The organism is Pelagibacterium flavum (assembly GCF_025854335.1).
Taxonomy (GTDB): Bacteria; Pseudomonadota; Alphaproteobacteria; order Rhizobiales; family Devosiaceae; genus Pelagibacterium; species Pelagibacterium flavum.
This window is the reverse complement of the sequence record NZ_CP107716.1, coordinates 430,783-443,329: the sequence shown is the minus strand read 5'-3', so window position 1 is coordinate 443,329 and position 12,547 is coordinate 430,783. Positions and strand designations below refer to the sequence as shown.

Annotated in this window: 13 protein-coding genes and 1 pseudogene; 2 read left to right on the top strand and 12 right to left on the bottom strand. The window is 58.0% G+C overall.

The features are described from left to right. Window positions 1–117: 117 nt before the first annotated feature. From OF122_RS02210 to rnk, 8 genes and pseudogenes are all read right to left on the bottom strand, one after another. A complete protein-coding gene (locus tag OF122_RS02210) occupies window positions 118–591 on the bottom strand; it encodes an SRPBCC domain-containing protein (RefSeq protein WP_264226240.1) in 474 nt (157 codons plus the stop codon). Beyond that, window positions 591–929: an ArsR/SmtB family transcription factor gene (locus OF122_RS02205; protein ID WP_264226239.1), complete on the bottom strand. Its 339-nt coding sequence runs from the start codon at window positions 927–929 to the stop codon at window positions 591–593. The genes OF122_RS02210 and OF122_RS02205 overlap by 1 nt, the downstream gene beginning before the upstream one ends. After that, entirely contained in the window at window positions 926–1,612 is a 687-nt protein-coding gene (locus OF122_RS02200; RefSeq protein ID WP_264226238.1) for a glutathione S-transferase family protein, read from the bottom strand. The genes OF122_RS02205 and OF122_RS02200 overlap by 4 nt, the downstream gene beginning before the upstream one ends. A 226-nt stretch (window positions 1,613–1,838) precedes the next feature. Further along, entirely contained in the window at window positions 1,839–2,606 is a 768-nt protein-coding gene (istB, locus tag OF122_RS02195) for an IS21-like element helper ATPase IstB (protein ID WP_264224574.1), read from the bottom strand. Further along, a complete protein-coding gene (gene istA / locus OF122_RS02190) occupies window positions 2,603–4,096 on the bottom strand; it encodes an IS21 family transposase (protein ID WP_264224573.1) in 1,494 nt (497 codons plus the stop codon). Before istA ends, istB begins: the two co-directional genes overlap by 4 nt. Window positions 4,097–4,219: 123 nt before the next feature. Beyond that, window positions 4,220–4,456 (bottom strand): annotated as a pseudogene (locus tag OF122_RS02185) (NADP-specific glutamate dehydrogenase); the annotation flags it as partial. A gap of 108 nt (window positions 4,457–4,564) precedes the next feature. Continuing rightward, window positions 4,565–5,077, bottom strand: coding sequence for a hypothetical protein (locus tag OF122_RS02180; protein WP_264226237.1), 513 nt, complete (start codon window positions 5,075–5,077; stop codon window positions 4,565–4,567). A 117-nt stretch (window positions 5,078–5,194) separates the two neighbouring features. Next, window positions 5,195–5,602 carry a nucleoside diphosphate kinase regulator gene (rnk, locus tag OF122_RS02175; RefSeq protein WP_264226236.1) on the bottom strand — a complete coding sequence of 136 codons (408 nt, stop codon included), beginning with the start codon at window positions 5,600–5,602 and terminating at the stop codon, window positions 5,195–5,197. 861 nt (window positions 5,603–6,463) lie between these two features. Here rnk and OF122_RS02170 point away from each other — a divergent pair. Both OF122_RS02170 and OF122_RS02165 read left to right on the top strand, forming a co-directional pair. Beyond that, the gene (locus tag OF122_RS02170) at window positions 6,464–6,952 is read left to right on the top strand and encodes a PTS sugar transporter subunit IIA (protein WP_264226235.1); all 489 of its coding nucleotides are present in this window, start codon (window positions 6,464–6,466) and stop codon (window positions 6,950–6,952) included. A 167-nt stretch (window positions 6,953–7,119) separates the two neighbouring features. Further along, window positions 7,120–7,257, top strand: a complete 138-nt coding sequence (locus tag OF122_RS02165; RefSeq protein WP_264226234.1) for a hypothetical protein — start codon at window positions 7,120–7,122, stop codon at window positions 7,255–7,257. Window positions 7,258–7,466: 209 nt separating this feature from the next. Here OF122_RS02165 and ampH read toward each other — a convergent pair whose 3' ends face one another. The 4 genes from ampH to OF122_RS02145 all read right to left on the bottom strand — a co-directional run bounded on the left by ampH (window position 7,467) and on the right by OF122_RS02145 (window position 12,534). After that, window positions 7,467–8,576, bottom strand: coding sequence for a D-alanyl-D-alanine-carboxypeptidase/endopeptidase AmpH (ampH, locus tag OF122_RS02160; RefSeq protein ID WP_264226233.1), 1,110 nt, complete (start codon window positions 8,574–8,576; stop codon window positions 7,467–7,469). A 671-nt stretch (window positions 8,577–9,247) separates the two neighbouring features. Next, window positions 9,248–10,084: an HWE histidine kinase domain-containing protein gene (locus tag OF122_RS02155; protein WP_264226232.1), complete on the bottom strand. Its 837-nt coding sequence runs from the start codon at window positions 10,082–10,084 to the stop codon at window positions 9,248–9,250. Between the two features lie 24 nt (window positions 10,085–10,108). Beyond that, window positions 10,109–11,262, bottom strand: a protein-coding gene (locus tag OF122_RS02150; protein ID WP_408636244.1) for an IS3 family transposase whose coding sequence is annotated in 2 segments (ribosomal slippage) — window positions 10,109–10,986 and window positions 10,986–11,262 — 1,155 coding nt in all. Because the reading frame shifts where the segments join, the coding sequence is not laid out codon by codon here. A gap of 300 nt (window positions 11,263–11,562) precedes the next feature. After that, entirely contained in the window at window positions 11,563–12,534 is a 972-nt protein-coding gene (locus tag OF122_RS02145; protein WP_264226231.1) for a PAS domain S-box protein, read from the bottom strand. Window positions 12,535–12,547: the final 13 nt, after the last annotated feature.

Below are 12,547 nucleotides of genomic sequence, written 5' to 3'. Positions count from 1 at the left end.
GATCTAGCACCGTGTCCGACCGCGGAAAATCGCTTGGCTTTTGGCGAGCGTAGCCTGGCGAAAACCGAACTTATTCCGATCGTTAATCGTAACAGACAGACTTCTAGGGCCGATCAACTACAGGCCTGTGTCCTCCGCAATTTCCATCATTGCGTCCTGGAGTCGCGCAAAGCCGGCGCCCGTGCCGCTCTCTCGCACGTCCCCGTCAGTCGCGTTTGCAAAGACGGCCTGTTCGGTGAAAGTCATCGTGGTTTTCCCGTTTCGGCCCTCGAACTCGACGGTGACGAGCGAGGATGAAATGGGAATGCCATTGGTGCGCATGGTATAGGCATAAACGATGCGTTGGCGGGGATGAACTTCAAGGAAGTGCGCCAGCATGGCCTGTTCGATTCCGTCCGGCATGCGCCAGATCATGGTTTCATACCCGTCGACACGGAAGTCGAAGCGATCCTCGAGGACAGTCCAATCCGGGTGACAACTGTTCCAGCGTCGCTTGAGCTGATGGTCGGACCAAAAGCGAAAAGCATGAGCCGGGCTGCCCGGCAGTTCCCGTTCAATGACGAAACTACGGTGGTCGACATTGATACCCATCAGTGATCCTTCTCCTCGGGCACTTGGGCCATAGCAGCCGCCAACCGGTCGAAGGCAGCATTCATGTCGCGCTGGCGCTGCTCTATCCAGTTGGTCGTTACATCAAAGGCATCGGGCCGCATGCGATAGGTGCGCACGCGCCCGACTTTCTCGCTAACGACAATGCCCCCGTCTTCGAGCACGCGAAGGTGCTTGAGCACCGCCGGCAATTGAACGTTGGTTGGGGCTGCCAACTGCTTCACGGACGCGGGCCCCCTGGAGAGCTGCTCGATGAAGCCGCGCCGGTAAGGGTCAGCCATAGCCAGGAAATAGCGGTCGACGCTTGCTGTCTCGGTCATGCCACAGGCTCCAAAAAGCGGGAAGGCATCGCGTCACGATAGGGGAAGAACTCAAAGTAGGGCTGCGCCTCCTTGAGCACACGCTGCACCGATGGCCGCTCCAGCAGGCGCTCGAAGTATTCTCGCACTTGCGGCCTGCCATCACCGATGGGGTGCACGACGGAGCCAAAGAACAGCGCCGGCAGCGCCGAACAATCCGCTATGGTGAAGGTCTCGCCCGTGATCCAGCTGCGTCCCTCGATCTTCTTCTCGATCATGTCATAGGCAGTCTCAAGCGTCGCATGCGCTTCCGCAACGCCATGTGGATCGGAGGCGCCTTCGGGGCGAATACGGTCGCCCACGATCTTTTGCATCGGCACGCTGACATAGAGATCGAAGAAGCGATCCCAAAGGCGAACATCGAGCTCTTGTTCCATCTCGGTCGGTATCAGTTGAACCGGACCGGCATAGTGCTGCTGGAGATACTCGATGATGATGCTGGTTTCGGCGACAACCCTGTTACCGACGCTGTCATGCAATACGGGGATCTTGCCCACCGGCCAGCGCTCGATATGCGCGGCAGCGGATCCGGGGTTGGAGAAATCGACGAGGCTGGGTTCAAAGGCGGTGCCGTTTTCATAAAGGCCGATCAGAACCTTATGGCAGAAGGAAGCGAGCGGGTGGAGGTAGAGCGTGAGGGCCATTGTTACATCCATTAGTTTCCAAACAAGGAAACGGTTAAACCATAACGCATGCGAGTTCAATAAGGTTTCCATTACAGGAAACCTTTCGACTAACGCGACGAGGTGTCAACGGCGGGGTAAAAGTCGGCCATTGGGCGGCGCAAAACCAGGCCACTTGATGTTGGGGGTATCGAGCGCCGGGAGGGCGTAGCCCGAGCGGTGTTCGATACCCCCAACATTGCGTTTTTCAGGACGTGCGGCTGGCTTTGCGTGCCCGGCTTTGGGCGAGGCGATAGCTGTCACCATTCATCTCGAGGATGCTGACGTGATGGGTCAGGCGGTCGAGGAGCGCGCCGGTGAGGCGCTCGGACCCGAAGGTCTCGGTCCATTCGTCGAAAGGCAGATTGCTGGTGATCAGGGTGGAGCCGCGCTCGTAACGCTGCGAGATCAACTCGAACAGCAACTCGGCCCCGGTCTTGGACAGCGGCACGAAGCCCAGTTCGTCGATGATGAGCAGCTTGTAGCCAGCCATCTGCTTCTGGAAGCGCAGAAGGCGACGTTCGTCGCGCGCCTCCATCATCTCGCTGACCAGGGCGGCTGCGGTGGTAAAGCCGACGGACAATCCCCTCTGGCAGGCTGCCAGGCCAAGACCGATCGCAACATGGGTCTTGCCCGTGCCACTGGGTCCGAGCGCGATAACATTCTCGCGCCTTTCGATCCATTCGCAGCGCGCCAGTTCCAGCACCAGCATCTTGTTGAGCTTGGGGATGGCGGCAAACTCGAAGCTGTCGAGGCTTTTGGCGGCCGGGAACCGGGCGGCCTTGATGCGACGCTCGACCATGCGCCGTTCCCGGTCGATCAGTTCGAGTTCGACAAGTCGGGCAAGATAGCGGACATGATCCACGTCCTCGAGCGCGCATTGGCGGGCAAGCTTGTGGTGCTCGCGCAGGAAGGTCGGCAGCTTGAGCGCTTTGAGGTGGCTGGCAAGCAGGAGTTCGGGAGCATCGCTGCTCATGCCAGTTCCTCCTCGCGGTCCAGCAGACCCATATAGGCCTTGGCCGAGGTCGTCTCGACACTGGCTCTGGGCAGATAGGGGTAGATGGCAAGGTCGAGCCTGGGTGGCCGGCGTTCGGCCCGGCACAGGACGAGATGCTTGATGGCATCGAAGCTTATGGCGCCCAGGTGCAGCGCCTGCTTTATGGCCGCATGCAGGTCGGCCAGATCGAAGCTTTCCAGAAGACGCAACACTTGCACATAGGCGCGCCGGCCCTGCTTGCCCATCCGCGCTTCCATCAGGCGACGCAGTGTGGCGAACGCCTCGGGAAGTTCCCAGCCCTGGAGCGGGGCCGCCTGGTCGAGCGCATTGATCTTGTGCTCGATCAGCGGCAGGTAATGCAGTGGGTCAAAGACGATGTCTTCGCGCCCATAACTGCGCGGATGACGGGCGATGGTCTCCCCGCCGCAGCCGATCACCACCTCATCGACATAGCCACGGATCCAGGCGTCCTGATGGCCATAGGCAACAGGGACGGAATAGTCGTTGGTTCTGTAGCGCACCAGCGCCTGGGAGGAGACCCGGCCGCTGGCCTGGTCGCAGGCCTCGAAGGGCGATGCCGGCAGCGGCCGCATCGCCGCCAGATCGCGTTGCAGCCGTTCGCCGATCGTCTCGCTCTCCCCGCGTAGCCGATCGCCCTGGCGCCTGCGGCACTGCTCCTCGAGCCACAGGTTGAACGCGTCCCAGGTTGCAAATCGGGGGATCGGCACCATGAAGTTGCGGCGGGCATAGCCCACAAGTCCTTCAACACTGCCCTTGTCATTGCCCTTGCCGGGGCGGCCATAACGGTCCCGGATCAGGTAGTGGGACAAAAACCCGCTGAACAGCGTTGCCCGCTTGCGCGTGCCGTCAGGAAGAATTTTTGCCACCAGGCAGCGGTCGTTGTCGTAGACGATCGATTGCGGCACTGCGCCCAGAAAGGCGAACGCGTGGATATGGCCGTCCACCCATGCTTCAGCCACAGCTGCCGGATAAGCCCGGACATAGCAGGCGTCGCTGTGGGGCAGATCGAGCACGAAAAAGTGCGCCTTCTGTTCCACCCCGCCGATGATAACCACAGCCTCCCCGAAATCGGCCTGTCCATGTCCGGCAGGATGGGCCAGCGGCACAAATACTTCCTGACCGCGCCGGTCCCGCTCGCGCATGTAGTCCTTGATGATCGTGTAGCCGCCGGCAAACCCATGTTCGTCACGAAGGCGATCAAAAACGCGTTTGGCCGTATGACGCTGCTTGCGCGGGACCGCCCGGTCCTCGTCAAGCCACCGATCAATGATCGCGATGAACGCGTCCAGCTTCGGGCGTCGCACCGGCGCCTGCCGCCGATAGCCCGGCGGAACAGAATACGCCATCATCTTGCGAACCGTATCGCGCGAGATGCCGAAATGCCTGGCTGCTTCGCGCTGGCTCATGCCGCCATCGCAAGCCAGACGAACCTTCAAATATAAGTCCACGGTGTAGATCCCTCGTCCCTCCCGCACAAATTGCAGAAGGAAAATAGGTGGACGACTTTTAAGCCGCCCGCAGCAGGACAATCCAGCCGCTACCGTGGACTAATTTTGCACCGCCGTTCTCACCCGATTGATTTGCACAGATCCCTGATCATCGGTCCATGAAACGCGGAAGATGATCTGTCGCTCGGGTTCGCAAAGTCGCTCAATGAGCCCTCCACTGCCATAGTGCGGGTGCTTGGCAACAACCCGCCCCAGACTATCGAGCACCTCGCGAACAGCTTGATGAAACTCCTCTTCGCCCGGATTTCGCTGCAGGACCTCGGAATAGATAGGGCCGAGGATGTGGTCAGAAGAGCTCATCGATTTATAACCTTGGCCTGGAGATGAGGCACAAGGGCATGGGGGGATGCCCTTGCGCGCAATCGCCATCGCACTGCCCTAGGCATCATGTACGACAGCAATGGAAAATCATGCGGCAGATGGACCGGGATCGTCATCTGACAGCGGGTCAGGTCGGCCCGCACCCGATGAACGGCTGGCTTTCCGGTCGGAGACCAAATGCATGTCCGCCGCCTGCCTTTGTGTCTTGCTCTCCGCTTCGGGCTGGTAGAGCACCTTGTGGATTTCGAGCGCGACGATGCGCCCGTCAAAATCAATCTCGATCTTGTCTCCCGCTGCCTGACCCAAGAGCCCGATTCCCCGGAGGCTGGCCACGGACTGATGGTCCTGGCCCGGGACATAGTGCGCGAGGGTTACCAGTCGGCGCTCCTGCGGCCATGCGCCATCTACTGTGAAGGTGACACGAGACCCGATCGTGACAACGTCACCAGGCAGATCCTCAGAAAATACAATTTTTGCATCCTCCAGTTTCTTGCGGATGGCAGTGATCAGCAGCTCGTCGTCACCTAAATGGTCGGCGAGCATGTTTTCCAGAATGGCAAAATCGCGCGGTGTGAGTTTTGGGAGAATGGCAGGGCTCATGAAAAGCGTCCTTTTGTTGCAAACCAGAGCGGAACACAGGACCAGACCGACCTCTTGACGGCCTGGCCCTATGCTCCGAACTCGAGCACTGCCTTCACTGCGATATGAGCGTTCATATTACTGGCTCTGCTCGACCCGGACGACTGTCAAGGACAGCCGGCGTCCGTCACGGGCAGTCCAGGGAATGCTCTGGCCTTCACGCAAACCGATCAATGCGGCGCCGATCGGGGTAAGCACAGATACTTTGCCCGAAGTGATGTCCGCCTCCCCGGGAAACACCAGCTGATAGGTGCGGTCAAAGCCATCGGTCGTGGTAAAGGATACAACGGACCCAAGGCGCACGGCATCTTCAGGCAGCTTGGACTGAGCTACAACGCGGGCGCGATCCAACTCATTCATGAGTTGGTCGGCAACGCTCGCCATGGGGCCAGTGATACTATTCGCCATGGTCATCAGTTTTCCATGATCCTCGACACCAAGGACCAGCCGCGGCAATGCCGCAGCTTTCATCGCAGTTTGAGACATGATTGCACACGATCTCCGCCAGTCGTTCACCGGCGGTCCAATTTTCTTCGATATTGTGAAGGCGCCAAGGCGCTTATCGTGCAGACGATGAGCGCACCTCCCGAAGCTCGGAAGGCGCAAATGGCCGAGCTTCGGGTTACAGTCCTATTACGGGCTGTCCCTTGAGTATTGACTGCAGTGTCAAACGCGCGCGGATCATCATGTGATTATTGCTATCGCTTTGGGCGGGGAAGTCAAGCCGGATCCTGCACACGATCCGGGGCCTCCAGTCAACCATGCCCCGCCGTCTCAACGCCATATAGGACATAAGGGCGCGGAAGTCGAACGGGCCACTGATCTGGAAGTGGCTTTAAGCACCAAGGGCACCGCACCGCGGCCCGCGGAATGGTTTCGGCACAATGACGACACGTGAAAGGGCTGAGAGAATTTCGCACACCGGCCTCCGCTCGCGCTCGCGAGAAAGAAAAAGACAAATATCGAGGAGCCCGAGGCGGTGTCTTGGATCTAACGCAATACACATTCCCCGCCCCGGGGGGCTGAGAGTGCACCAATTGGCGTCCTGGTACAGGCGATTTGGATCGATGTGCGAAGCATGGCTATCCACATAGCATCGGAATTTCCTTTTACAAGTAGTTGTGCCATGCGACACGGCGCGGCAAAAGTGCTCAGTTGACTTAAATAAATTAAACGCTAGCCTCGCTAGGCCATGAACACTTGCCTTTTCTCACCGATTTATCAGCTTGCGGCCAGCGACCGGGATGCCTGACCCGGAAACTGCGAAACACTTCGCGTTTCCGGGAAAATATTCACGACAACTTTAATTCATTTGTCGGCAGCAAGGCTGCCAGACGGAGGTTCGTGATGGCACTCGCAAGTGTTTCGTTCGAAATAGACTTTACAATCGACAACATGTCCAGATCGCGTAAGGCGGCGCTGAGTTCGTTGGGTCAACGCATTGGCTTGCTCAGAACCCCGATATCGGCTCAAGATATCACCGGCTGCTTTCTCGCACGTGAGAAGCTGGGCTCGACCGCAATCGGCTCGGGCGTTGCTGCACCCCACACAATCCTTACCCAGACCTGCCCTCCCCTTGTTCAGGTGACGCATCTGAAATACCCCGTCGATTTCGAGGCAAACGATGCCGAACCAGTAGATGTATTATTGTCTGTCGTCGGCAATCGCCATGATTTGCGCTGGTTGCACCTCGCGCTCCCCCGTTTTGCCAAACTGGCCTATGACCCCGAATTGGCCGCCCGGCTGCGCGCAGCAAAAACCGCGTCCGAAGTAGAAGACATTTTGGCAAGTCTGGGAATCTACTCGGATCGCACCCTGCCCAAAGAGGCAGCGTAGCGCCGTGATCCGTCGTACGTCCTGGAGACAATCGCAAACCCGAGACCGGCCCCTGGCTGGCACACGCCTGTGACCAGGGACGACGTTATCACGGATCCCAAACTTTCGAGATCGTTTCACTTAATGTCCGCAGCGGACTCTGCGAAACCTATTGGAGGCCAACAGGGATGGCAAAACGCAAGGGCGATCAGCAACGTAAGCAGCCCAAAAAGAAAAAGCAGAAACAAAGCCTCGCTCCCGATTCGATTAGTGGCCAGATCTCCGGATCGGCCGCACCGGGCACTGGTAAGCGAAAAGGCAAGTAACCTATCGGGGCGACGGCGCAAGTCGTCACCCCGATTGTGCGGCAAGGGCCGAAAGGTACCGCTGCTGAGTTCAGCACTCCGCAGGAATACAAAGTTCCCTCACGAAAAGCCAAGCCACCAAATGGGGACACCATCTTGGCACAAATGCTCAAGATTGACTGTTGCCAGTCTTCCAAAAAGCTGTCGAGCGCTAGACTGCTGCTGCTTGGTCACCTGGGTGCGAGCGTGGTGATCAGATCGTTTGCGACGTCGGCCATTGCCGTTGCGGCGGCGAAATCGAACTTGTTGATGGACATAAACACGCCGACGCCGCGCGACGGTGCAAAGGCAATGTAGCTAAAGACCCCATTCGTCCCCCCAGCCTTCTGGAGAATCAACGGGCGGTCGCCCTCCGGCATCATGATCACCCAGCCGAGCCCCATTGCATCCATGTGTCCGGACTCGTCCATTCCGAATACGGGATCAAGTCCGTCACGCATGACCCATGCTGCGTGACTGATCGAGCGGGCCTCTGTCCCTTCCTCGCCGAAACGATCGAGATTCCAGGAGAGATATTTCACCATATCATTGGCGGTGGTGTAGAGCTGCGACGCTCCGAAGCGGTTGGAAATCGGATCGCCCGGATCCATCTCTTGGTCATTCCAGTCGTAGCCGGTCATGACATTCTCCCCCTCAGGGCGCGCGTAACCGGTTGCACTCAATCCGATGGGGTCAAGGACGCTTTCCTGGAGCAGGTCGGCATACGGCATGTCCGAGCGTTCCGAGAGCGCCATAGCCAGCAGGTCAAAACCGATGTTGGAATATGCCATGCCTTCCCCCGGCGCAAAGAGTAGCGGGTCATTGTTTAGATTGGCCGCAAACGAAGCATCGCTGTAGCGCTCCACACCTTCGGCGGGCGCGAGTTCGCGCGGAAACCCGCTGGCATGCGTGGCCAGATCGACCAGACGGATGTGACGCCCCCCGCGTTCGGGCAGTGTGTCAACGAGGCTGATGTGCGGTCCAGCGGGGTCAGTCAATGCTACCGTGCCATCGGCAACCGCATGGGCCAAGGCAAGGCCTGTAAAGCTCTTGGTGATGGAGCCGACACCGATCTGTGTTTCGCCGTTGGGTTGGCGTCCGCTGCCGATGCCAGTCTCACCGAAGGTGGCAATCGCGCTCTCGCCGTCGCGCACAGCAGCAATGACCAATCCGGGAACGCCGGTTTCAAGGTGGAAGATTTGTCCGGTGAAGCCTACCGCCTCTTCGAGCAGTGGTTCATTTGCAAAAGCAGGTGCCGCGACAAGCAATGCGGCAGTGGCGGCGGCAAGGACGTGTTTCATCAGAGCGCTCCGGACTTTGGCCAAAACGGAAACGCTAAAAGCCCTTTGTTAACTTTTCGTTTTCTCATCGAGAAAATGGAGATCGGTGTGCGTGCGTCGGAACGTGCTCTGAGCTGGGGAGGCAGCAAGTTTTCGCGCCGCAGGATGCTGCGATGCGCCGCGTCAGCCGGCAGAGGGTCGCGCAGGAGTAAATACTATGGCAGCACGACTTGCCCGGCGCCGGACCACCCCCACAGCGGGCATCGCAATTGCCCAATGCAATGTTGGTTATCCGCGACGCGCCTACCCAATAACTGGCGCAATGGTGCGGTTCCGCTCTTTTAAAGCCAGACTAGGTCACCTTGGTCGCCACTCGATAAGGCGCCGCTGTGCGTATTCTTTTCCGCCAGCTCACCAGCACTCCGACTTTAGAAATCATCAACTCAAGTTCAACCGTTGGGTGCACGGTTACTGTCAATTGCGCGGTTGGTACTGGTTTCGAGAGCGTGGGGTGGAAACCAGGAAGGCAACATTACGGCTTGGCCGCTGGAGCTTTTCCAGCGCGCAATCACCGTCAGCCTTGAAACGATGAAGATTGTCCATAACCTAAGTGGGTTGGATTGGTGACATCGCACAGCTTCAAAACCATAAGGTGCAGCGCTCATCCATTGACGTCTGAGAGACCCACTCGGTCAATCAACGTTCAAACGCCAAAGAATGCCGTGAGGGCGGAACGCAAGCTCGACCGAACCCTTTATGGCGCGTTCGACCATATCCACCATGACGACCCGACCAAAGCCTCTGTGAGCCGGCGGTGCTAACGACTCAGACAGGGTTTCGTCCCATTCGATATACCAACGGCCCTTCGGATCCCCGGCCCATTCCACTCTTAATGACCCCGACGGCTGCGAAAGAGCGCCATGCTTCAAACTGTTGGTAGCCAGTTCATGCAGCGCCATGCCGATCGTCTGCGCATATTGCGGACAGACAAGAATGCTCGGCCCCTGCACCCTAACCCGGCTATCACGGTCAGCACCAATGGTTTGAAGCTGACCGAATACGAGGTCCCTGATCAGCACAGAGGCCCAGTCTTTCGAAACCAGGAGGTCGTTACTGGCCGCAAGTCCACCAAGTCTTGCTCCAAACGCATCAAGAAACGCTTCAGGCGAAGTCGTGCGCGCGGTATTGCGGGCAATAGCCTGGATGACGGTGAGCAGGTTTTTGGTGCGATGATTGAGCTCGCCCATCAAATAGCGTGATTGTTCCTCCGCGATCCGCTGGTCTGTGACGTCGGTATTGAGCCCGGTCATTCCAAGGAATTGTCCAGTGCTGTCAAACCGCGGATTGGCTTCGGTGCGCATTATCCGATAAATTCCGTCGGCACGACGATAGCGTGCCTCTACCACGAAAGGGGCCTGCTCGTTCATTGCGTTAATAAATGGCTTTTGCAGCAGTTCGACGTCCTCGGGGTGTAGAGTTGAGGTCCAATCAAATTCATCGAGTTTTGCGGGATTTGAGCTACCCCCCAATCGCTGGACAGATTTCGGCGTAAATTAAGCTACTCGTTGCACCTGCTGGTCGGGTTGGTTTTGCTCAATGCGCTGCCAATAGATCACGGCAGGCGGTTTACCGCCAAGGGCGGAATGAGGGCGTCGATGATTGTAGAATTCCATCCAGTCGCGGACGCCAGCACGAGCCTGTGATCCAGTTTCCCAAGCGTGCAGATAGACGCATTCGTATTTGAGGGTGCGCCAGAGCCGCTCGACAAAGATATTGTCGAGGAACCGCCCCTTGCCATCCATGGAGATGCGCACTCCCATTCGTCGCAACCGATCGGTCCAGGCAAAGGACGTGAACTGGCTGCCTTGATCGGTGTTCATGACCTCGGGTGGGCCGAACTTGTGGACCGCCTCGTTCAATGCTTCGATGCAGAAGTCTGCCTCCAGCGTGTTCGAGATGCGCCAGGCCAAGACTTTGCGGGTGTGCCAGTCCATGATGGCCACCAGGTAGAGAAAGCCCCGGCGCATCGGAAGATACGTGATGTCCGCAGCCCAGGCCTGGTTCGGACGTTCCACCCTCAATCCCTTTAGAAGATACGGCCAAACCTTGTGTCCCTTGGCCGGTCTCGAGGTATTGGGCTTCTGGTAGATTGGCATCAGCCCCATGAGCCGCATCAGCCGCCGCACGCGCTTCTCGTTCACCAGGTGCCCTTCATTGCGCAGGTGCCAGGTCATCTGCCGGACTCCGAAGAAGGGTGTCTCCAGGAATTGCTCATCGATCCTGCGCATTAGCGCGAGGTTGATCTCGGTCTCGCCTTTCGGCGTGTAGTAGAACGAGGAACGCGAGAGCGACAGCAGCGTGCACTGCTTGCCAATCGAGAGAACGGGGTGATCAGGTTCTATCATCCCCCGTCTCACTTCCCGCCCCAGGGCTTGAGCTTTCGTGACAAAAAATCGTTGGCGACGGCCAGCTCTCCGATCTTGGCGTGCAGATCCTTGACCTGTTCATCGTCAATCTCTGGCTTTTTGCGCCCGCCACGCTCGAACACACCCGATGCCCCTTCGAGTAACGCCCGCTTCCATTGGTGGATCATCGTGGGGTGGATACCGAACCGGCTCGCCAATTCCGATACCGTCTCTTCGCCCTTCAATGCTTCCAGGGCGACCTTCGCCTTGAACTCGGGCGAATGCTGCTTTCGTTTCGACATCTCTGATCTCCATCGTCGAAGACCAGCAGACAACAATTCGTAGCTTACGTCAGCGTCCCATTTTCGGGGAGTAGCTCAATTAACGCCCCAGAATTTGCGGAGTGCGCCGTTGAGAAACAAACAACGCCCGTCTTCGTCACCCATCCACAGCATGGCGGGAGTCGTCTCTGCAACAGCAATTGCGAGTTCATCTTGGTGCATGTGGATTGCCCCGCCACTGGACGGATCTATGCTAAATCACAACCACATTGGACGCAACACGACTACGTTAGGGGGCCGGATGGCCGACGGATCGATGATCTATGGCCCGAAGACGACGTCTGAAGTCGTCGAAACTGACCATTGCCATCCCCTATCGGTGACGGAAAATGTGCCAACGCCGTTTAGCGAGACCGGCGAAACCTTACTTAAAACGTCCTGTGCGAACTCATCGGCAGTGGTCGGGTTGCCGCCAATGTGCTCTGACCATGAAAATTCCAGATATCTGGCGTCAAGGTCACCCGACCAGGATACGGTGACCCTGCCATTTGCAGCTTGTCCCAGCCGCTTGCATGATCCCGAAAACAATTCATGCAATGCGAGACCCAAGGCTTGAGCTGCACCGGGAGAAACGCGTAGGTTTGGTCCCGAGATTGCATATTGCAGCAGTCGTTCAGGATGAACGACCGATGCATGCGCGAATACGAGGTCGTATAACTCTACACCTAACCAGTCACCCTGGACGATCAGGTCCTGCGTACGCGAAAGCGCGGAAACACGGGCCGATATGGCCTGCGCAAACTGGGCGGGTTCTGCCTGGCGAGCGGAGCGACGGACCATTGCTTCGACAACCGCGAGCAGGTTCTTTGACCGGTGGTTTACTTCACGCATCAGGAACCGTTGCATCTCGCGGCTTCGCCGAGCTTCCGAAATATCCCGGGCAATCTTTGACACACCCAGAACGATCCCGGCTTCATCCATAATAGGAGAGACCGTGAGCGAGATTTCTACCAAAGCACCGTCTTTGCGCCGGCGTTTGGTTTCAAAGTGCTCTATGCGTTCCCCTCGACCGATCCGATCAAGGATCAAGGCTTCTTCATCGTGACGTTCCGGCGGGATGATCTTGAGGATAGACTGGCCAACCATTTCGTCGGCCGTATAGCCAAAGGTGCGTTCCGCACTGGCGTTCCACGACATCACAATTCCGTCGAGAGTTTTGGAGATGATAGCGTCAGAGCTGCTCTCCACGAGGGCTGCAAGCCAGGAATCGCTACTAATGGGTGGAAATGTCATTGGTGCCAAGATC